The sequence below is a fragment of the Herbiconiux oxytropis genome, assembly GCF_024979315.1.
GTDB classification, from domain to species: domain Bacteria; phylum Actinomycetota; class Actinomycetes; order Actinomycetales; family Microbacteriaceae; genus Herbiconiux; species Herbiconiux oxytropis.
On record NZ_JANLCK010000003.1, the window covers coordinates 557,154 to 576,727 of the forward strand.

Here is a 19,574-nt window from a genome sequence, read left to right on the forward strand (position 1 = left end):
TGCCGCGACGAGTCCTAGTTCAAGGCCTCCCTCGTCGCGGAGTTCGTCAACGGCTGACCTCTCCACCTCTCTCGAAGGACACGCAATGGACACCGCATCCGCACGCCCCCGCACCCTCGCCGAAAAGGTGTGGGACGACCACCTCGTCGTGAAGGGCGAGAACGGCAACCCGGACCTCATCTACATCGACCTGCACCTCGTGCACGAAGTCACGAGCCCCCAGGCCTTCGACGGCCTGCGCGCCGAGGGCAGGCCCCTGCGCCGCCTCGACCTCACGATCGCCACCGAGGACCACAACACCCCCACCCTCGCCATCGACCAGCCCATCGCCGACCTGACCAGCCGCACCCAGATCCAGACCCTGCGCAACAACGCCAAGGAGTTCGGGGTGCGCCTGCACTCGCTCGGCGACCTCGAGCAGGGCATCGTGCACGTGGTCGGCCCGCAGCTCGGCCTCACGATGCCGGGCATCACGGTGGTCTGCGGCGACAGCCACACGAGCACCCACGGTGCGTTCGGCGCGATGGCCTTCGGCATCGGCACGAGCGAGGTGGAGCACGTCATGGCCACTCAGACGCTGCCGCTGAAGCCCTTCAAGACGATGGCCATCACAGTCGAGGGCACGCTGAAGCCCGGCGTCACCGCGAAGGACATCATCCTCGCCGTGATCGCCAAGATCGGCACCGGCGGCGGCCAGGGCTACGTGCTCGAGTATCGCGGCTCGGCCATCCGGAGCCTCTCCATGGAGGGCCGCATGACGATCTGCAACATGTCGATCGAGGCCGGTGCCCGCGCGGGCATGGTGGCGCCCGACCAGATCACCTTCGACTACCTCGAGGGCCGCCCGCACGCCCCCGCAGGTCAGGACTGGGACGACGCGATCGCCTACTGGAAGACCCTGCCCACCGACGAGGGCGCGGTCTTCGACGCCGAGGTCTTCCTCGACGCCGACGAGCTCGAGCCTTTCGTGACCTGGGGCACCAACCCCGGCCAGGGCGTCTCGCTGAGCGACGTCGTGCCCGACCCCGCCGCCATCCTCGACCCCAACGAGCGCTCGGCCGCCGAGCGCGCGCTCGAGTACATGGACCTGAAAGCCGGCACACCGCTCAAGGAGATCCCGGTCGACGCCGTGTTCATGGGCTCGTGCACCAACAGCCGGATCGAGGATCTCCGCACCTTCGCCGAGATCATCAAGGGCCAGAAGAAGGCCGAGGGCGTCCGCGTGATGGTGGTGCCGGGTTCGGCCCGCGTGCGCATCGAGGCCGAGGCCGAGGGCATCGACAAGATCGTGGAGGAGTTCGGCGCCGAGTGGCGCTTCGCAGGCTGCTCCATGTGCCTCGGCATGAACCCCGACCAGCTGGCACCGGGGGAGCGCTGCGCGTCGACCTCCAACCGCAACTTCGAGGGCCGCCAGGGCAAGGGCGGCCGCACGCACCTGGTGTCGCCGGTGGTCGCCGCGGCCACCGCCATCCGGGGCAGGCTCTCGAGCGTCTCCGACCTGAAGCAGCCGGCGCACGCGCGCTACACGGTGGGAGTGTAAAGCCATGGAAGCGATCAACATCCTGCAGGGCGTCGCCGTGCCGCTGAAGCGCTCGAACGTCGACACCGACCAGATCATCCCGGCCGTCTACCTCAAGCGGGTCACGAAGACGGGCTTCGACGACGCCCTCTTCGCCGGCTGGCGGAACGACCCCGAGTTCGTGCTCAACCAGCCCGCATTCCAGAATCCGCGGATCCTCGTGGCCGGCCCCGACTTCGGCACCGGCTCCAGCCGCGAGCACGCCGTCTGGGCGCTCCGCGACTTCGGCTTCCAGGTGGTGCTGTCGGCCCGTTTCGGCGACATCTTCCGCGGCAACTCGGGCAAGCAGGGCCTGCTCACGGGGCTCGTCGAGGAGGCCGAGATCGAGCGGATCTGGGCCGCCATCGATGCGCAGCCCGGCATCGAGATGACGGTCGATCTGACGGCCAAGACGGCGGTCATCGGGGATCTCACAGTCTCGTTCGAGATCGATGATTACACTCGCTGGAGGCTTCTGGAGGGTCTGGACGACATCGGACTGACTCTGCGAGACGAAGCCGCCATCACGGAATTCGAGAGCCGCCGGGAGAGTTGGAGACCTCGAACGCTTCCCGTGAAGTAGCGTGCGGATACCGCCACGAGCGGGCATCGAGCCACAACAGCGACACAACAGTCAGGTGATCAAGTGAACAGTCTCGTACAGGACGGCCGCAAGGCGGCCGAGCGGGTCGGACTCAAGTCCGACACGATCGTCATCAACGGCGGTCGCCCGCTCCGCGGGACCATCGACGTCCGGGGTGCCAAGAACCTCGTCACGAAGGCGATGGTGGCCTCCCTCCTCGGCGACACCACCTCGACGCTCCGCGATGTCCCCGACATCAGCGACGTGCACGTGGTCGCGAGCCTGCTCGAGATCCACGGCGTCAAGATCACCGGCTCCGCCGCCACGGGCGTGCTGCAGCTCGACCCCGCCAACGTGGCGAGCGCGAAGAGCGCCGAGATCGACGCGCTCTCGGGCTCGTCGCGCATCCCGATCCTGTTCTGCGGCCCGCTGCTGCACCGCCTCGGCCACGCCTTCATCCCGGATCTCGGCGGCTGCCGCATCGGCGACCGCCCGATCGACTTCCACCTGGATGCGCTCCGTGCGTTCGGCGCGGTCGTCGACAAGCTGCCGAGCGGCATCAACATCACGGCACCCAACGGCCTCCGCGGTGCGAACATCGAGCTGCCCTACCCGAGCGTGGGCGCCACCGAGCAGGTGCTGCTCACCGGCGTGCGCGCCATGGGCACCACCGAGCTCAAGAACGCGGCCATCGAGCCCGAGATCATGGACCTCATCGCGGTGCTGCAGAAGATGGGCGCGATCATCTCGGTCGAGCCCAACCGCACCATCCTGATCGAGGGCGTCGAGAGCCTCGAGGGCTACAACCACCGTGCGCTGTTCGACCGCAACGAGGCCGCCTCCTGGGCCTCCGCCGCGCTCGCGACCGGCGGATCCATCTTCACCACGGGCGCCAAGCAGTCCGAGATGATGACCTTCCTCAACGTCTTCCGCAAGATCGGCGGCGCGTTCGACATCGAGGAGGAGGGCATCCGCTTCTACCACCCGGGTGGCGACCTCAAGCCCGTCGTCATCGAGACGGATGTGCACCCCGGCTTCATGACCGACTGGCAGCAGCCCCTCATCGTGGCGCTCACCCAGGCCCACGGCACCTCGATCGTGCACGAGACGGTCTACGAGAACCGCTTCGGGTTCGTGGATGCGCTCGTCAAGATGGGCGCCAACGTCGAGGTGCACAAGGACGGCCTGGCCGACCCGAACCGCCGCGTGCCCCGCCGACCGCTCGAGCAGGCCGCCGTCATCACGGGCCCCACAAAGCTGCACGGCGCCGAGCTCGAGGTGCCGGACCTCCGCGGCGGCTTCAGCCACCTCATCGCCGCGCTCACCGCCGACGGCCGCTCCTCGGTGTCGAACGTGGGCCTCATCGCCCGCGGCTACGGCGACTTCGTGGGCAAGCTGGAGAAGCTGGGAGCAGACTTCTACTTCGCCGAGTAGGGGCGAAGACTCCCCATGGCGCCGCCCCGCAAGAACACCGAGAAGACCGCTGCCTTCCGGGTGGTCGAGGTGCTCGTGGTTCCGCTGCTGACGGCGATCGTGAAGGTCGAGCAGCACGGCACCGAGCACCTCCCCACGAGCGGGCCCTTCGTGCTCACGCCGAACCACTACTCGAACTTCGACCCGGTCGTCATGGCGTGGGGGGTGTGGAAGCTCGGGCGCGCCCCGCGGTTCCTGGCGAAGGCCTCGTTGTTCACGGTGCCCCTCGTGGGCTGGGGCCTGCGGGCGATCGGCCAGATCCCGGTGGAGCGCTCGGGGCCCGGCCGCCAGAGCGCCCCCATCTCGGCCGCCACCGAACTGCTCGAGCACGAGAAGGGCATCATCATCTATCCCGAGGGCACCCTCACGCGAGACCCGGACCTCTGGCCCATGCGGGGCAAGACCGGCGCCGTGCGCCTGGCGCTGCAGCACGGGATCCCGGTCATCCCGGCCGCCCACTGGGGCGTGCAGGCCATCCTGCCGCGCTACTCCAAGAAGGTGCGGCTCATTCCGCGCAAGACCGTGCGGATCGTCTACGGCCCCCCTGTCGATCTCGATGACCTCCGTGTGGGCGACCTCGACCAGCGGAAGCTGTCGGAGGCCACCACGCGGGTGATGGCCGCGATCACCGGGCTCGTCGAGGAGCTCCGGGGCGAGACGGCTCCTGCCGAACGCTGGAATCCGGCCGCGCACAACCAGAGCGAGTACGGCCGACTCGACGAGACCGATCAGAAGAAGAGCGCCGAGTGAGCCGCACACGCAGCATCCCCGTCCGACCCAAGGTCACCGTGCTCGGTGCCGGGAGCTGGGGCACCACGTTCTCGAAGGTGCTCGCCGACGGCGGCTCCGACGTGACCCTGTGGGCCAGGCGGCCCGAGCTCGCGAAGGAGATCCGGGAGGCCAAGCGCAACAGCGATTACCTGCCGGGCGTCAACCTGCCGGTCTCGCTCACCGCGACCTCCGACGTGGCCTCCGCCTTGGCCGAGGCGCAGTTCGTCTTCGTCTCGATCCCGAGCCAGTCGCTCCGGTCGAACCTCGTCGAGATCAAGGAGCTGATCCCCGAGGGAGTGCCCGTGATCAGCCTCATGAAGGGCGTCGAGAAGGGCACGGGGCTCCGGATGAGCGAGGTGCTCGAGCAGGTGCTCGAGTTCGACCGCGACCGCATCGCCGTGGCATCCGGCCCCAACCTCGCCCTCGAGATCGCCAAGGAGCAGCCCACGGCGGCCGTCGTCTCCTCCACGAGCCTCGAGACCGCCGAGGCCGTGGCCAAGGTCGCGACGAACCGCTACTTCCGCTCGTTCATCAACCAGGACGTCATCGGCACCGAGTTCGGCGGCGTGCTGAAGAACCTCATCGCCGTGGCGATCGGCATCGTCGACGGCGTGGGCTACGGCGAGAACACCAAGGCGTCGATCATCACCCGCGGACTCGTGGAGATGACCGATTTCGCGGTGGCCTACGGCGGGCATCCGGAGACCCTGTCGGGACTCGCGGGGCTCGGTGACCTCATCGCCACCTCGGGCTCGTCGCTCTCGCGCAACAACACCGCGGGTCGGCTGCTCGGCCAGGGCTACAGCTTCGCCGACGTGGTGAAGTCGATGCAGCAGACCGCCGAGGGGCTCGCCTCCGTGGCACCGGTGCTGGCGCTCGCGGCGGCGAAGGGCGTGGAGATGCCCATCTGCCGTCAGGTGGCCGAGGTGCTGGCCGGTACGCTCGATCCGAAAGACATTGCCCCCCACCTGACCACCGACGACGAGTCGGGCCCTCAGGGCGAAAGGACACTCGATGCCAGAGAAGATCACGGTCGTGGTGCTCTTCGGGGGTCGCTCAAGCGAGCACTCGATCAGCTGCGCCACCGCCGGCGGAGTTCTTGAGGCCATAGACCGGGCGCGTTTCGACGTGATCCCCGTGGGGATCACCCGGTCGGGCGCCTTCGTGCTCGAGGAGGACTCGCCGGCGAAGTTCCGGCTCGACCCCGCCGCGCTGCCGGAGGTCGTCGACAACGGGTCGCGCATCCTGTGGCCGTCGTCGGCGTCGTCGCGCGCGCTGTCGGTTCAGGATGCGTCGGGTGCGGTGCGCGCGCTCGGCGACGTCGATGTGGTCTTCCCGATCCTGCACGGGCCGTACGGTGAGGACGGCACGGTGCAGGGCCTGCTCGAGCTGGTGTCGCTGCCCTACGTGGGATCGGGGGTGCTCGCGTCGGCGCTCGGCATGGACAAGCACTTCACGAAGACGGTGCTCGCCGCGGCCGGGATCGACGTGGCGCCCTGGGCGACGGTGACGGCGGCGTCGTGGGCGGCGTCGCCCTCCTCCGTGACGGCGTCGGTCTCGTCGCTCGGACTGCCGTTGTTCGTGAAGCCCGCGCGCGCGGGGTCGTCGGTCGGCGTGAGCAAGGTGACCTCGCTCCACGAGCTGCCGGCAGCCCTCGAGGTGGCCCTCGCCGAGGATTCCCGCGTGCTCATCGAGTCGGCCGTCGTGGGTCGCGAGGTGGAGTGCGGCGTGCTCGGCGGGCGGAGCGGCGGCGCACCGCGCGTGTCGGTGGCCGGTGAGATCGTGATGACGGATCGCGCGTTCTACGACTTCGAGGCGAAGTACCTCGGGGGAGCGGGCGTCGAGCTCGTGTGCCCCGCGGTGCTGACAGACGCCGAGCTGGCCGAGATGCAGGCGCTCGCGGCGCGGGCGTTCACGGCGATCGACGGCGAGGGCCTCGCGCGCGTCGACTTCTTCCTCACGCCATCCGGATCGTTCGTGGTCAACGAGATCAACACCATGCCGGGCTTCACCCCCATCTCGATGTTCCCGGCCTGCTGGATAGCCTCAGGCGTCTCCTACCCGGAGCTCATCGCAGACCTCATCTCCCAGGCCCTGGAGAAGTAGGGGGGGTGTTTGCTGCGCCGCCGCCTCTGCGGCGCAGGCGACATGCGGCGCGGCTGTCGCTGCGCGTCGCTGCGCGGCGCTCCGCGGCAGCCGTGCCGCCTTGGGTCGGGTGGGTGGGGCCCGTTGCGAGGGGACTCCGGGGAAGTCTTGCCCAGGGGGAAGGCTCCTTGCCGAATGCCACGCAAGGGGCCTTTTTCCAGTACCCGGAGTGAGACCGTCGCCGGGCCGCGCCGCGAAGCGACGCGGAACGACGGCGGCCTCACATGTCGCCCGCGCCGCAGAGGCGGCGGCGCGGCAGTTTACAACCCCGAGTCCAGCACGTCGTCGGCGTCCAGGCAGATCTCCTGCTGGGGGATGGCGGAGACCGCCGTGGTGAGGTCGACGAGGGCGCTCGTGCCCGAGGCGGCGTCGGAGTCGACGATGACCTCGACCGCGGGGGTGCGGCCGTAGGTGGTGAAGACGAAGGTGGGGTCGTCGGCGTCGTCGCGGATCCAGTCGACGCCGTTGACGTTGTAGCAGGGGAGCGTGGTGGGGCCGTAGGGCTCGACGCCGCAGCGCAGCAGCACCGCTGCGGGGTCTCCCCACGCGCCCGTCGCCTGCGCATCCGTCTCGCGCCGGGGAGCGTCGCCGACGGTGTCGGGCAGTCGCACGATGACTTCGGCGCACGCGGGGTCGGTGGCGTCTGCTGCGGGCTCGAGGGCCACCGTGGCCGCGCAGCCGGAGAGGGCGGCGGCGGTGAGGGTGTGTGCGATCGCCACCGCCGTGCGGCCGAGGGCGGATCGGGTGAGCGCGGAGCGGCGGGGCGCAGTGCGGGACGGTCTGGACATCGGAGTTCAGGCTACCGTTGACGCGTGGCTCCCGACTCCGGTTTACCTGCGAACGCCGAGACCCTCGCCTCGGTGGGCGAGGGCGAGGTGCTGCGGCGCATCTTCCCGCGCCTGCCGCACGCCGACGCCGAGCTGCTGGGGCCGGGCGACGACGCCGCCGTCGTGGCCGCGCCCGACGGCCGCTACGCGGTGACGACCGACATGATGATCCACGGCCCCGACTTCCGCCTCGCCTGGTCGACGCCGCACGACCTCGGCTGGAAGGCCGCCATGTCGAACCTCGCCGACGTCGCGGCGATGGGCGCACGGCCCACGGCACTCGTGGTGGCGATCGCGGCCCCGCTCGAGACCCCCGTGGAGGTGCTTCTCGGCATAGCCGACGGCCTCCGCGACGCGTGCGCTCTGGCGGCTCCGGGCTGCGGTGTGGTGGGCGGCGACCTCTCGGTCTCGGCCACGCTCACGCTCGCCGTCACGGCGTTCGGCGATCTCGGCGGCCGCGCGCCCGTGACCCGATCCGGTGCTCGCCCTGGCGACGTGGTGGCGGTGGCTGGCCCCCTCGGCCTCGCCGGCGCTGGCATCTGGCTGCTCTTCCGCGACGGGGTCGCACCCGCTCCGCGCTCCGCACCCCTGCCGCGCTACGGTGCCCTCCTCGAGGCCGCCGACTCCGAGTTGGGAGCGGGATCCGGCTCGACTCCGCCCGCTCGTGGGCTGGATTCCGTCGCGCTTCCGACCGCTCGGGAGCCGGATGCGGCGGCGGGCCGGGCCGTGCGGGCGGCGCACCCGGACCTCGTGGAGGCTCAGCTCGCACCCCGGGCACCGATCGGTCTCGGCACGGCGGCCGCGGAGGCGGGGGCCACGGCGATGCTCGACGTCTCCGACGGACTCGTGCTCGACGCCAGGCGCCTGGCCGTGGCGAGCGGATGCGCGGTGTCGTTCGACCCCGCGGCGATCGCTCGCGAGGCCCGCGCCCTGCTCGACACGGATGCCGTGGTGGGTGACCGAGCGGCCGACTTCGTGCTCGCGGGCGGCGAGGACCACGCCTTGCTCGCGACCTTCCCCGCCGACGCTCTCCTGCCGCCCGGGTTCCGTGCCCTCGGCACGGTGGTGGAGGCTGCCGGCGCGCCGGGAGGGCGACCCGACGCCCTGATCGGCGACCGCCCCCACTCGGCCCTCGGCGGCTGGGACCCGTACGCCGACTGGGACGGCCACGCCGGCTGACCCGCCGCCGCACCGCCCCGCCGCACCGCCCCGCCGCCCGCCCGCCCGCCCGGCACCCGCCCACCCTCGTTGCCGAGCTCGCACCGGTGGAGTCGACGGAGATGTGGCGGCATCCGGAGCGGTGGATCCGTCGTTCGCCACTTCGGCCTCGAGACTCCGTCGATTCGGGGACGAGGGGACCGTGGGGACGAGGTGGGGCGTCTAGGGGGTGGGGGAGGCCCACCACAGGACGGTCTCGCCGTAGGACCTCGTGCGGTCGAGGGCGAGGCCGGCGGGCCAGGTGGGCTCGGGGGTGCGGCTGCTGCGCTCGACGAGGACCACGGCGTCCGGGTCGAGCAGGGGTGCCAGAGTCGTGAGGTCGTCGGCGAGCTCGGCTTCGGGCAGCTCGTAGGGCGGGTCGATGAACACCACGTCGAAGCCCGCCCCCGGCACCACCGGCAGCGCGCGGAGGTAGGGCTGCACCGCCTGGGTCACGACGTCGGCGCGCGGTGCACTCGAGCCCCCCGACGCCTTCGGCAGTGCTCCCAGCACGGTCGCCGCGTTCTTGCGGATGACCCCCGCCGCCGCGGCGTGCTTCTCCACCAGCGTGACCACCGCGGCCCCGCGGCTGAGCGCCTCGAGCCCCAGCGTCCCGGAGCCGGCGTAGAGGTCGAGCACACGCAGCCCGTCGAGGCCGCCGCGCGCGTCGAGTGCCGAGAAGATGGCCTCGCGCACGCGATCGCTCGTGGGGCGGGTGCCCGAGCGGGGCACGGCGAGCGGCAGGGATCCGGCGAATCCGGCGATGATGCGAGTCACGCCCTGCACACTACCGCCACCCCGCCCACGGCGCCGGGGTCAGGACGGAGGAGGTGTGGGTGGTCGCGCCTAGGATGGACGCCATGGGCGGTTCGACAGCGGGCGGGTCGGGCGAGGGCCCGGGCAGGAACGGGCCCGACGAGCTCGACGGGCCCGCCGAGCTCGATCTCGAGCCCGACGAGTTCGAGCGGGAGCTCGAGCGGAGTCGCCCCGCCTCCCTGCACGAGAAGCGCCGCGAGGTGCAGGCCGAGCGCGATGCGGTCGACGACGACCGCCGCGACATCGACGCGGCCGTGGCGAAGGGCGACGCCGAGCTCCGGCGGCTGTCGGGAGCGGGGGCGTTCCTCGACGCGAAGCTGCCTGGACTCCTCGGGGGTCGCACGGCCAACGCGTTCGAGAAGGCCTTCGGCACGCGCACCGTGGGCGAGCTGCTGGGCCACTACCCGCGCCGCTACGCCAAGCGCGGCGAGCTCACCGCCATCGACATGCTGCCGCTGGATGAGAACGTCACGATCGTGGCCGAGGTGCGCGACGTGCGCGAGCGGCAGATGCGTGCCCGCCGCGGCACCATCCTCGAGGTCTCCATCTCCGATGGCCGCGGCCACATCAGCCTCACCTTCTTCAACCAGGCCTGGCGCGCCCGCGAGCTCCGGCCCGGGGTGCGCGGAATCTTCGCCGGCAAGGTCTCGAACTACCGCGGCGCGCTGCAGCTCGCCCACCCCAACTACGAGCTCTTCGACGAGGCCCTCGGCCGCGGCAGCCTGAGCGATGGCGCCGCCCCGGAGCTCGACGACGCCGAGGCGAAGCGCTGGGCCGAGATGCCCATCCCCATCTACCCGGCCACGGCGTCGATCGCGAGCTGGCAGGTCGCGAACGCGATGGAGCTCGTGCTCGACGGTCTGAAGGCTCCGGGCGCGTTCCCGGATCCGGTGCCCAAGGAGGTGCGCTTCGAGCGGGGCCTGCTCACCGCCCAGAAGGCCTACGAGCTCATCCACCGGCCCCAGCGCGACGCCGACTACATGAAGGCGCGCGAGACCCTCCGCTTCCACGAGGCTTTCGTGCTGCAGACCGCCCTGGTGAGCCAGCGCCGCGCGGCCCACGCCGTGAAGACCTCGCCGCGCCGCTCCAAGCCGGGCGGCTACCTCGAGCGCTTCGACGCGGCGCTCCCGTTCCGCCTCACGGCCGACCAGCAGGTGGTGGGCGGCGAGATCACCCGCGACCTCGAGGGCGACGTGCCCATGCTGCGCCTGCTGCAGGGCGAGGTCGGCTCGGGCAAGACGCTCGTGGCCGTGCGAGCGATGCTCGCCGTGGCCGACTCCGGCGGGCAGTCGGCCATGCTCGCCCCCACCGAGGTGCTCGCCTCACAGCACCTGCGCTCGATCGTCAAGGTGCTCGGCCCCGACCTCGCCGCCGAGCTCGTGCCGACGCTTCACACCGGCCAGCTCTCGACCGCCGAGAAGAAGAAGGCCCTGCTGCGCATGGTCTCCGGCCAGGCAAAGCTCGTGGTCGGCACGCACGCGCTGCTCTCGGACAACGTTCAGTTCTACGACCTCGGCCTCGTCGTGGTCGACGAGCAGCACCGCTTCGGCGTGGAGCAGCGCGACACGCTGCGGCAGAAGGCCGCGACCCCACCTCACGTGCTCGTGATGACGGCGACCCCGATCCCGCGCACGGTCGCCATGACCGTCTTCGGCGACCTCGACGTCTCCACGATCACCGAGCTCCCCGCGGGCCGCCAGGGCATCGAGAGCTTCAGCGTGCCGCTCGCCGAGAAACCCGGCTGGGCGGGGCGCATCTGGCAGCGCGTGGCCGAGGAGCTCGAGAAGGGGCGCCAGGCCTTCGTGGTGTGCCCCGCCATCGACCCGGCCGACGACACCGGCGACGGGCTCGACGACCCGGGCGAGCCCGGCGAGCCCGGCGAGCCCCAGGGTACGGATGCGCCGACGCCCCCCAAGGCCAACGTCGTCGACACCCTCCGCCACCTGCGCGAGCTCCCCGCCCTCGCAGGCCGCCGCATCGAGGCGCTGCACGGCCGGCTGCCGAGCGAGGAGAAGGACGCGATCATGCGCGCCTACGCCGCTCGCGAGATCGACGTGCTCGTGGCCACGACCGTCGTCGAGGTCGGCGTCGACGTGCCGAACGCCTCCACCATGGTGGTGCTCGACGCCGAGCGCTTCGGTGTGAGCCAGCTGCATCAGCTGCGCGGCCGGGTCGGCCGTGGCGGCGTGCCTGGGCTGTGCCTGCTCGTCACGAACGCCGAGCCCGAGTCGGTGGGTCGCGAGCGGGTCGACGCCGTGGCCGCCACGCTCGACGGCTTCGCCCTCGCCGAGGTCGACCTCGAGCTCCGCCGCGAAGGCGACGTGCTGGGCGCGCTGCAGTCCGGTGGCCGATCGTCGCTCCGGCTCCTCCGCGTGATCAAAGACGGCGACGTCATCCAGGATGCGCGCGGCGTGGCCCTGCAGATCATCGAGGACGACCCTCGGCTCGACCAGCATCCGGCCCTCCGCGCCGCGCTCGAACGGCGCCTGCGCGAGACCGAGCGCCGGTTCCTCGACAAGACCTGATTCCCGCGCCGCGAGGGCATTGATAAATCGTGCTTTCGGGAGCACAGTGGAACACAGGCCGAGACGAAGTGGTGGTCAGACCATGGGATCCATTCGCAGTTTCACACGAACCTCAGGCACCTGGCGCCTGGACGGTGTTCCCGTGCTCTCCGCCGGCCGGCATCGAAGCCCCCGCTCGGGGGCGTGCTTCATGGAGTTCGCCTCCTACCTCGCGGGTGAGCGCTGGAGCGATCATCCGGCCTGCACGCACGCCGGCCTCTCCCAGCTCGCCCGGGCGGTCAACGACCTCACCTCCAACGAGGCCAGGAGCCGGCTCGCCCCCCTCATCCCCTCGGTGATCGGACTGAACAGCGACGACCCGCGGCTCGAGCTCGTGCTCGCCGTGCACGCCGTGGCGGTGGCCCTGCCCGACGCCTCCCTCGACAGGCAGCACGCCCTCGCCGTGGGCGGGCTCGTGTGCGTGGCCGCGCTCGAGCGCTCCGGCGGATCCGGACTTCCCGACCTCGTGGAGGAGCCCTTCGCCCGCGCCCTCGACTCGACTCCCGAGGCGGCCGGCTGGGCGCGCAGGTTCATCGACCGCACCTCGTCGCGCTGGCGTCGCGAGGAGGTCTCGGTGCGGCAGACCCATGCGGTGCTCGCCATGGCCGCCGACGGCGTGCGCTCGGCCTGCGCCGACTTCCCGGACGACAGGCTCCGCGCCCTCCTCGCCTCGGCCATCGACATCACCGAGCGCTTCGTGGCGGCAGAGCGGGCGGCCCAGGGTGCGCGCCGGCAGACGGCCGATCGTGCACCGGATCGCGCAGCGCATCCTGCGACCGGACGTGCAGCGAACGAGCCGGAGCCCGTGACCGCGTAACGCCCGCGAAATGCGCGTCTTGATAGCCTGGACCGCATGAGCAACGTGGCCGTCGTACCCGGATCCTTCGACCCCATCACCCTGGGGCACATCGACGTCATCGAGCGTGCCTCCGGCATCTTCGACGAGGTGCACGTGGTGGTGGTGCACAACCCCGACAAGCACGCCCTCATCCCGATCGCCCACCGGGTCGACCTCATCCACAGCTCGCTCGCCGAGCGCGGGCTCGCCGACGCGAACATCGTCGTGAACTCCTGGAGCGTCGGACTCCTCGTGGACTACGTCACCGACGTGGGGGCCACCGCCATCGTCAAGGGCATCCGCTCGCAGGTCGACGTGGCCTACGAGACCCCCATGGCCATCGTCAACCGCAACCTCGCGGGAGTCGAGACGATCTTCCTGCTGCCCGACCCCGCCCACGCCCACGTGTCGAGCTCGCTCGTGCGTCAGGTCTCCGCCCTCGGCGGCGACGTCGCGCCCTACGTGCCGGCGGTCGTGGCCGAGTTCCTCAAGCACACCACCGATTGATGCCCGGTCTCCGGATCGGGTACGCCGCCCAGCTCGAGCAGTTCGCCCCGAACGACGCGGTGGAGTTCGCGGCCTACGCCGAGCACCACGGCTTCTCGGGCGTCATGGCGGCCGACCATTTCCAGCCCTGGGTGCCACGGCAGGGGCAGTCGTCGTTCGTGTGGCCCGTGCTCGCCGCGATCGGCGAGCGCACCCGCGGCGACTTCGGGCCGGGGGTCACCTCGCCGAGCTACCGCTACCACCCGGCCATGGTCGCGCAGGCCTCCGCCACCCTCGGCGCGATGTACCCCGGGCGGCATTGGCTCGGCATCGGCTCGGGCGAGGCGCTCAACGAGCACATCGTGGGCGGCTACTGGCCCGAGGCGCCCGAGCGCATCAACCGGATGTTCGAGGCCGTCGACGTCATCAACAAGCTGTTCACCGCCTCCCGGGCCGGCAAGGACGTGAAGCACTCCGGCACCTTCTTCAAGCTCGAGTCGACGCGGCTGTGGACGATGCCGGAGACCGCGCCCGAGGTGCTCGTGGCCACGGCGGGCCCGGTCACCGCCAAGCGCGCCGGACGCACGGTCGACGGGCTCATCACGGTCGGAGCTCCGCTGGAGAAGATCGCGGGACTGTTCCAGAAGTTCGACGACGGCGCCCGCGAGGTGGGCAGGGATCCCTCGCGCATGCCGCGCGTGCTGCAGCTGCACCTCTCCTGGGCGCGCACCGACGAGGAGGCCATGCACAACGCCCTCACCGAGTGGCCGAACGGTGGCATGCGGTTCCCGAAGGCCGACATCCGGAGCCCGTTCGAGTTCGAGCAGATGGCCAAGATGGTGCGGCCGGACGACTTCGAGGGGCGCATGGTGGTCTCGAGCGATCCCGACGTGCATCGCGCCCACATCCAGCGCTTCGCCGATCTCGGCTTCGACGCGATCTACCTGCACAACGTGGGGCGCAACCAGAAGGACTGGATCGACGTGTTCTCCCGCGACGTGCTGCCGAGGCTGACCCGATGACGGACGCCCCCGCGAACCTCCGAAGCATCACCGTCACGGCGTTCGGCGGTCTCCCCGAGATCGAGGAGGGCGCCGACCTCGCTTCGCTCATCGGCGACGCCCTCGAGGCGTCCGGGCTCGGTGCCGCCGAGGGCGACATCCTCGTCGTGACCTCGAAGATCGTCTCGAAGGCCGAAGGGCGGCGCGTGGCGGCCGCAGACCGGGAAGACGCGATCACGGCCGAGACCGTGCGCGTGGTGGCGACCCGCACGCACCCCGGGGGAGTGACGCGCATCGTGGAGAACCGGCAGGGCCTCGTGCAGGCGGCGGCGGGTGTCGACGCGAGCAACACGCCCGACGGCACGGTGCTGCTGCTGCCGGTCGATCCGGATGCGTCGGCCCGGGCACTCGCTGAGGGGCTCCGTGCGCGCTTCGGGGTCCGGGTCGGCGTGCTCCTCTCCGACACGCTCGGCCGCGCCTGGCGGGAGGGCCAGACCGACCTCGCCATCGGGGCGGCGGGCGTGCGGGTGACCGACGACCTGCGCGGCACGACCGACAGCTTCGGCCACGAGCTCATGGTGACGCAGTCGGCGATCGCCGACGAGCTGGCCTCGGCCGCCGACCTCGTGAAGGGCAAGGCGAGCGGCATGCCTGTGGCACTCGTGCGCGGCTACGCCGAGGCCGTCACCGAGACGCTCGACACTCCGGCCCGCGCGCTCACCCGCACCGGGCCCACCGACATGTTCCGCCTCGGCACCGACGAGGCCCTCGCCGAGGGCTACGCGGCCGGCTACGCCGCAGGCCTGGCGGCCACCCGCCCCGAGTGACGGACGGCGCGGGTGACGGTCAGGCAGCGCGGGTGACGATCAGGCGGCGCGGATGTAGTCCTCGCCGCGGCGGCGGAGCACGGCTCCGGGGGTGATGGTGGCGTCGCGCTCGACGCGCACCTCGTCGGCCACGGCGGCATGGGCGCCGATGCGGGAATGGCTGCCGATCACGGCGCCCCGGCCGATCACGGCGTTCTCACCGACGTGCACGTGGGCCTCGAGGATGACCCCCGCCCCCACGACCGCGTTCGACTCCACCCAGCTGCCGGCTCCGATGCGTGCCTTCGGGCCCACGCGGGCCCCGGTCTCGACGTAGCTCGTGGGGTCGACGTAGGCGAGGGTGTCGACCTCCGCCCCGACGGCCACGTAGCCCTTGCCGTTGACGTGCTTGCGGTACCGCGAGACGACTCCGCGCTCGCGCTCGATCTCCAGGAAAGTTCTGCTCACGATGAATGGAACAACCGATGCGTCTGCATAATTCCAGGAATGCAGACCGATCGTTCTGCTTTTTCAACGGGGGATAATCGGTGATCGTGACCGAGGAACAGCGCTGGAGCATCGTCGTGCCCGTCAAGGGCACCGCCGAGGGCAAGTCGCGCCTCGCGCCGGAGCTCGACGCCGCGGCACGAGCCCGCCTGGCCGAGGCGTTCTCGCTCGACGCGATCGCCGCGGTGCGCGCCGCGACGCGGGTGCACAGGGTCATCGTGGTGACGGATGCCACCGCCCCCATCGCCGGGCACCTCCGGCAGCAGGGCATCGACCTCGTCGACGATCCGCGCGGCGGCCTCAACCCCGCCGTCCTCGCGGGGCTCGCCGCCGTGGGCCCCGCGGCAACAGCGCGTGTCGCCGTGCTGCTCGGCGACCTGCCGTGCCTCGTGGCGGCCGATCTCGACGAGGCCCTCCTCGGGGCCGAGGCTCATCCGCTCGCTTTCGTGCCGGATGCCGAGGGCTCGGGCACCACGCTCGTCACCGCGTGGCCGGGGCACCCCCTGGTGCCCCGCTTCGGCGCGGGCTCGGCCGAGCGCCACCGCGCCGCCGGTCACGAGGAGCTCGCCGTGCGGGAGGGCACCACCCTCCGCCGCGACGTCGACACCGCCGCCGACCTCGAGACCGCCCGCGCGCTCGGGCTCGGGCCGCGCTCGCACGCCGCCGCTATTCGCGCAGCAGCGCCACCGCCGTCGTCTCGTCGATGATGAGGTCGGTCATCACGCCGGCCGCGAGCGCTCCGCGGAGCGCCGGGAGCTTCGACCGCCCCGACACCACACAGACCCGCCGCGACACCTTGCGCAGCAGCTCGAGCGAGGGCCCGGTCGACCGTGCGTTCATCGGGATGTCCTCGCTCGAGCCGTCTGCCCGGTAGAACACCGTCGCCACGTCGCCCACCACGTCCGACTTCGTGAGCTGCTCGAAGTCGGCGTCGTCGAGGTAGCCGCCCACGTAGACGTGCGAGGGAACGTCGGCGTAGGCCGATCCGAGGCCGAAGAGCGCGAGGTCCATGTGCTTCTGTATCTCGAGCACCCGGCGGATGCTCCGCTCGCGCCAGAGCACCTGCTTGGTGTGCGGGTCGTCGAAGAAGGCCGGCACCGGGAACTGCTGCACGTAGGCGCCGAAGGCCACCCCGAAGCGGCTCATGATCTCGCTCGCGTAGCCGATGCCGGTCGTGCGGGCATTCGAGGCGCCGTTCAGCTGCACGATCTGCGAGTTGTGCGTGACCTTCTCCTGCAGGTGGCGGGAGACCGCCGACAGGGTGGAGCCCCACGCGATGCCCATGGTCATGTTCGAGTCGAAGAAAGGCCCGAGAATCCGTGCAGCGCTCATCGCCACCCGCTCCAGGCGGTCGACCTCGGCGGTGTTGTCGGGCACGGGCACCACGTGAGCCGTGACCGAGAAGCGCTCCCGGATGCGATCCTGCACCGACGAGACGCGGTCGGCCGGCGACTTCACCTGGATCTCGACCAGACCGGTCTCACGGGCGAAGCCGAGTAGGCGGGAGACCGACGAGCGGGAGGTGTGCAGCTCGGCCGCGATCGCCTCCATCGTGAGGTCCTGCATGTAGTAGAGGTGGGCGGCGCGGAGCGCATCGCGCACCTTGTCGGAACCGAGGGAGTCGGTGGGCATGCGTCCTCGCATCGTCGAACGGGCGAACTCTGCACATATGTGCAGCGAGGTTGATCATATGTGAAGAACCTCGTAGAACTGTATGTCGTCGCATGGATTGCAGCATCGCAGTCCTGCTCGAGATACACGAAGGCGAGTACGCAGTGAGCTCCTCCCAGCTGGAAACCCGTTCGAACGTCGAGTCGATCCGTTCGAACCCCCGAACCGCCGTCCTCGTCATCGGCGGCGGCATCAACGGCATCGCGACCTTCCGCGACCTCGCTCTGCAGGGCGTCGACGTCGTGCTCGTCGAGCGCGGCGACTATCTCTCGGGTGCGTCGAGCGCTTCGAGCCACATGATCCACGGCGGCGTGCGCTACCTCGAGAACGGCGAGTTCCGTCTCGTCCGCGAGAGCGTGCAGGAGCGCAACCGGCTGCTGCGCCTCGCTCCGCACTATGTGAAGCCGCTGCCCACGACCATCCCGATCTTCAGCACCTTCTCGGGCATCCTGAGCGCCCCGCTGCGCTTCCTCACCCACAAGCAGCAGGGCAAGCCCAAGGAGCGCGGTGCGCTCCTGATCAAGGTCGGCCTCCTCGGCTACGACTCGTTCTCGCGCGACGGCGGCACCGTGCCGCGTCACAAGTTCGTGGGCCGCAGGAAGTCGCTCGCGAAGCTGCCGAAGCTCCGCCCCGACGTGAAGTACACGGCCACCTACTACGACGCCGCGGTCGAGAACCCCGAGCGGCTCGCGCTCGACCTGGTGCAGGATGCGCTCGCCACCGGCCCGCACGCCCGTACGGCCAACTACGTCGAGGCGATCGGCGCGAACGGCGACGCCGTCGTGCTCCGCGACGTGGTGACGGGTGAGACGTTCGACGTCTCCGCCGACGTCGTGATCAACACCACGGGGCCCTGGACCGACCTCACCAACAGAGCCCTCGGCGAGGAGACCACCTGGATGGGCGGCACGAAGGGCTCGCACATCGTGCTCGACAACCGCGAGCTCTACGAGGCGTGCGCCGGCGGCGAGGTGTTCTTCGAGAACAACGACGGTCGCATCGTGCTGATCTACCCGCTCAACGGTCGCGTGCTCGTGGGCACCACCGACCTCGAGGCCGACATCGACGAGCCGAGCGTCTGCACCGAGGCGGAGGTCGACTACTTCTTCGAGCTCGTCGGCCACGTGTTCCCCACGATCACCGTCGACCGGCCGCAGATCGTCTACCGCTACTCCGGCATCCGCCCGCTCCCGGGCCACGGCGACACCGCCCCCGGCTTCGTGTCGCGCGACTACCGGATCGAGAAGACCGGTTTCGCCGGCAGCTCCAAGGTCACCCAGCTCAGCCTCGTGGGTGGAAAGTGGACGACCTTCCGTGCGCTCTCCGAGCACCTCGCGAACGACACCCTCGCGCTGCTCGGCAAGGCCCGCACCGTGAGCACGACCGACCTCGCCATCGGCGGCGGCGTGGGCTACCCGCAGTCGCCCGCGGCCGTGACCGCCTGGGTGAAGGAGCACGCCGTGGCCCCCGCCTCGACGTTCGCCGACCTCGGCGAGGCGCGCACGCGCATCCTGCTCGCCCGCTACGGCACGAAGGCCGCCGCGGTCAGCGCGCACATCGCCGCCTACAGCGGGCCCGAGGGCGCCGCCGACCGGGCGCTCCGCACCCTGCCCGAGTACAGCACCGGCGAGATCGACTACCTGATGACGCGCGAGCACGCCGTGCACCTGGCCGATCTGGTGCTGCGCCGCAGCATCATCGCGTTCGTCGGATCGCTCACCCAGGACGTCTTCGACGAACTGAGCGGGATCGCCGCCGAATCCCTAGGCTGGTCGGCAGAGCGGGTCGCCGATGAGCGCCGCCAGGCGTCCGAGAACCTCCGCTTCTTCCACGGCATCGTGGTGGAGGCGAAGAGCACGACGGCCGCAGGCGCCGTCAACTGAGTCGGGCCCGCCGGCACGGTGCCGGTGGAGCCCCTAACGAAAGGTCAACGTGGACAATCTCGGTATCGACTTCATGGCGGAGCTGGTGGGAACGGCGCTGCTCGTGCTCCTCGGTTGCGGCGTCGTCGCGAACGTGGCGCTCGTGCGCACCAAGGGCTTCAACGGCGGATTCCTCATGGTCAACATCGGCTGGGGCCTCGCGGTCTTCTGCGGTGTGATCGTGTCGTACGCCTCCGGCGCCCACCTCAACCCCGCGGTCACGCTCGGGCTCCTCGCCAACGGGGCGACGGAGTTCGGATCGGCCGACAGCCTGGTGCCGGTGAACGCCCTCTCGGTGCTCGCCTACATCGGCGCGCAGCTGATCGGCGCGATCATCGGCGCGGTCTTCGTGTGGCTCGCCTACAAGCAGCACTTCGACGCGGAGCCCGAAGCGGCCAACAAGCTCGGC

Annotated in this window: 19 protein-coding genes; 15 read left to right on the plus strand and 4 right to left on the minus strand. The window is 70.9% G+C overall.

Annotation, left to right across the window (positions count from 1 at the left end; translation table 11 throughout):
- The first annotated feature begins 85 nt into the window (after window positions 1-85).
- The 6 genes from leuC to N1028_RS08455 all read left to right on the plus strand — a co-directional run bounded on the left by leuC (window position 86) and on the right by N1028_RS08455 (window position 6,491).
- Window positions 86-1,540, plus strand: coding sequence for a 3-isopropylmalate dehydratase large subunit (leuC, locus tag N1028_RS08430; protein WP_259526517.1), 1,455 nt, complete (start codon window positions 86-88; stop codon window positions 1,538-1,540).
- A gap of 4 nt (window positions 1,541-1,544) precedes the next feature.
- Complete coding sequence (leuD, locus tag N1028_RS08435; protein ID WP_259526518.1) at window positions 1,545-2,141, plus strand: 3-isopropylmalate dehydratase small subunit; 597 nt, start codon at window positions 1,545-1,547, stop codon at window positions 2,139-2,141.
- A gap of 63 nt (window positions 2,142-2,204) precedes the next feature.
- Window positions 2,205-3,575 carry a UDP-N-acetylglucosamine 1-carboxyvinyltransferase gene (gene murA / locus N1028_RS08440; protein ID WP_259526519.1) on the plus strand — a complete coding sequence of 457 codons (1,371 nt, stop codon included), beginning with the start codon at window positions 2,205-2,207 and terminating at the stop codon, window positions 3,573-3,575.
- A gap of 15 nt (window positions 3,576-3,590) precedes the next feature.
- On the plus strand, window positions 3,591-4,364 hold the full coding sequence (locus N1028_RS08445) for a lysophospholipid acyltransferase family protein (RefSeq protein WP_259526520.1): 774 nt from the start codon (window positions 3,591-3,593) through the stop codon (window positions 4,362-4,364).
- Window positions 4,361-5,488: an NAD(P)H-dependent glycerol-3-phosphate dehydrogenase gene (locus N1028_RS08450; RefSeq protein ID WP_259526521.1), complete on the plus strand. Its 1,128-nt coding sequence runs from the start codon at window positions 4,361-4,363 to the stop codon at window positions 5,486-5,488. Before N1028_RS08445 ends, N1028_RS08450 begins: the two co-directional genes overlap by 4 nt.
- Complete coding sequence (locus N1028_RS08455) at window positions 5,400-6,491, plus strand: D-alanine--D-alanine ligase family protein (protein WP_259526522.1); 1,092 nt, start codon at window positions 5,400-5,402, stop codon at window positions 6,489-6,491. Before N1028_RS08450 ends, N1028_RS08455 begins: the two co-directional genes overlap by 89 nt.
- 299 nt (window positions 6,492-6,790) lie before the next feature.
- On the opposite strand, the gene N1028_RS08460 is transcribed toward N1028_RS08455, so the two are convergent.
- Window positions 6,791-7,318: a DUF3515 family protein gene (locus tag N1028_RS08460; protein ID WP_259526523.1), complete on the minus strand. Its 528-nt coding sequence runs from the start codon at window positions 7,316-7,318 to the stop codon at window positions 6,791-6,793.
- 24 nt (window positions 7,319-7,342) lie between these two features.
- Between N1028_RS08460 and N1028_RS08465 the strand changes: the two genes are divergently transcribed.
- On the plus strand, window positions 7,343-8,536 hold the full coding sequence (locus N1028_RS08465) for a thiamine-phosphate kinase (RefSeq protein ID WP_259526524.1): 1,194 nt from the start codon (window positions 7,343-7,345) through the stop codon (window positions 8,534-8,536).
- A 201-nt stretch (window positions 8,537-8,737) separates the two neighbouring features.
- Here N1028_RS08465 and rsmD read toward each other — a convergent pair whose 3' ends face one another.
- Window positions 8,738-9,331, minus strand: a complete 594-nt coding sequence (rsmD, locus tag N1028_RS08470) for a 16S rRNA (guanine(966)-N(2))-methyltransferase RsmD (protein ID WP_259526525.1) — start codon at window positions 9,329-9,331, stop codon at window positions 8,738-8,740.
- Window positions 9,332-9,654: 323 nt separating this feature from the next.
- On the opposite strand from rsmD, the gene N1028_RS08475 reads away from it, so the two are divergent.
- The 5 genes from N1028_RS08475 (at window position 9,655) to N1028_RS08495 (ending at window position 15,086) form a co-directional block, all read left to right on the plus strand.
- A complete protein-coding gene (locus N1028_RS08475) occupies window positions 9,655-11,895 on the plus strand; it encodes an ATP-dependent DNA helicase RecG (RefSeq protein WP_259526580.1) in 2,241 nt (746 codons plus the stop codon).
- A 190-nt stretch (window positions 11,896-12,085) separates the two neighbouring features.
- Entirely contained in the window at window positions 12,086-12,751 is a 666-nt protein-coding gene (locus tag N1028_RS08480) for a hypothetical protein (protein WP_259526527.1), read from the plus strand.
- Window positions 12,752-12,787: 36 nt separating this feature from the next.
- The gene (gene coaD, locus N1028_RS08485; RefSeq protein ID WP_259526532.1) at window positions 12,788-13,279 is read left to right on the plus strand and encodes a pantetheine-phosphate adenylyltransferase; all 492 of its coding nucleotides are present in this window, start codon (window positions 12,788-12,790) and stop codon (window positions 13,277-13,279) included.
- Window positions 13,279-14,280, plus strand: coding sequence for a TIGR03557 family F420-dependent LLM class oxidoreductase (locus tag N1028_RS08490; protein ID WP_259526537.1), 1,002 nt, complete (start codon window positions 13,279-13,281; stop codon window positions 14,278-14,280). The genes coaD and N1028_RS08490 overlap by 1 nt, the downstream gene beginning before the upstream one ends.
- Complete coding sequence (locus N1028_RS08495; RefSeq protein ID WP_259526538.1) at window positions 14,277-15,086, plus strand: coenzyme F420-0:L-glutamate ligase; 810 nt, start codon at window positions 14,277-14,279, stop codon at window positions 15,084-15,086. The genes N1028_RS08490 and N1028_RS08495 overlap by 4 nt, the downstream gene beginning before the upstream one ends.
- A 39-nt stretch (window positions 15,087-15,125) precedes the next feature.
- Here the strand turns inward: N1028_RS08495 and N1028_RS08500 are convergent, their stop codons facing one another.
- Window positions 15,126-15,533 (minus strand): transferase, encoded by a 408-nt coding sequence (locus tag N1028_RS08500; protein ID WP_259526540.1) that lies wholly within the window; start codon window positions 15,531-15,533, stop codon window positions 15,126-15,128.
- A gap of 86 nt (window positions 15,534-15,619) precedes the next feature.
- Between N1028_RS08500 and cofC the strand changes: the two genes are divergently transcribed.
- Entirely contained in the window at window positions 15,620-16,279 is a 660-nt protein-coding gene (gene cofC / locus N1028_RS08505) for a 2-phospho-L-lactate guanylyltransferase (RefSeq protein ID WP_259526544.1), read from the plus strand.
- Here cofC and N1028_RS08510 read toward each other — a convergent pair.
- Window positions 16,239-17,204, minus strand: a complete 966-nt coding sequence (locus N1028_RS08510) for a sugar-binding transcriptional regulator (protein ID WP_259526547.1) — start codon at window positions 17,202-17,204, stop codon at window positions 16,239-16,241. The two genes, cofC and N1028_RS08510, sit on opposite strands and share 41 nt — an antisense overlap.
- Before the next feature lie 92 nt (window positions 17,205-17,296).
- Between N1028_RS08510 and N1028_RS08515 the strand changes: the two genes are divergently transcribed.
- The gene (locus N1028_RS08515; protein ID WP_259526548.1) at window positions 17,297-19,126 is read left to right on the plus strand and encodes a glycerol-3-phosphate dehydrogenase/oxidase; all 1,830 of its coding nucleotides are present in this window, start codon (window positions 17,297-17,299) and stop codon (window positions 19,124-19,126) included.
- 73 nt (window positions 19,127-19,199) lie between these two features.
- On the plus strand, window positions 19,200-19,574 hold a 375-nt coding region (locus N1028_RS08520), incomplete at its 3' end, for an MIP/aquaporin family protein (RefSeq protein ID WP_259526585.1).

What these genes read in the sequence shown, in the direction of transcription:
- N1028_RS08495 (WP_259526538.1), top strand. Translation starts at nt 14,277, where the DNA reads ATGACGGACGCCCCCGCGAACCTCCGAAGCATCACCGTCACGGCGTTC.
- N1028_RS08515 (WP_259526548.1), top strand. Translation starts at nt 17,297, where the DNA reads ATGGATTGCAGCATCGCAGTCCTGCTCGAGATACACGAAGGCGAGTAC.
- N1028_RS08510 (WP_259526547.1), bottom strand. Translation starts at nt 17,204, where the DNA reads ATGCCCACCGACTCCCTCGGTTCCGACAAGGTGCGCGATGCGCTCCGC.
- N1028_RS08460 (WP_259526523.1), bottom strand. Translation starts at nt 7,318, where the DNA reads ATGTCCAGACCGTCCCGCACTGCGCCCCGCCGCTCCGCGCTCACCCGA.
- N1028_RS08490 (WP_259526537.1), top strand. Translation starts at nt 13,279, where the DNA reads ATGCCCGGTCTCCGGATCGGGTACGCCGCCCAGCTCGAGCAGTTCGCC.
- N1028_RS08445 (WP_259526520.1), top strand. Translation starts at nt 3,591, where the DNA reads ATGGCGCCGCCCCGCAAGAACACCGAGAAGACCGCTGCCTTCCGGGTG.
- leuD (WP_259526518.1), top strand. Translation starts at nt 1,545, where the DNA reads ATGGAAGCGATCAACATCCTGCAGGGCGTCGCCGTGCCGCTGAAGCGC.
- leuC (WP_259526517.1), top strand. Translation starts at nt 86, where the DNA reads ATGGACACCGCATCCGCACGCCCCCGCACCCTCGCCGAAAAGGTGTGG.
- N1028_RS08455 (WP_259526522.1), top strand. Translation starts at nt 5,400, where the DNA reads ATGCCAGAGAAGATCACGGTCGTGGTGCTCTTCGGGGGTCGCTCAAGC.
- N1028_RS08480 (WP_259526527.1), top strand. Translation starts at nt 12,086, where the DNA reads ATGGAGTTCGCCTCCTACCTCGCGGGTGAGCGCTGGAGCGATCATCCG.
- coaD (WP_259526532.1), top strand. Translation starts at nt 12,788, where the DNA reads ATGAGCAACGTGGCCGTCGTACCCGGATCCTTCGACCCCATCACCCTG.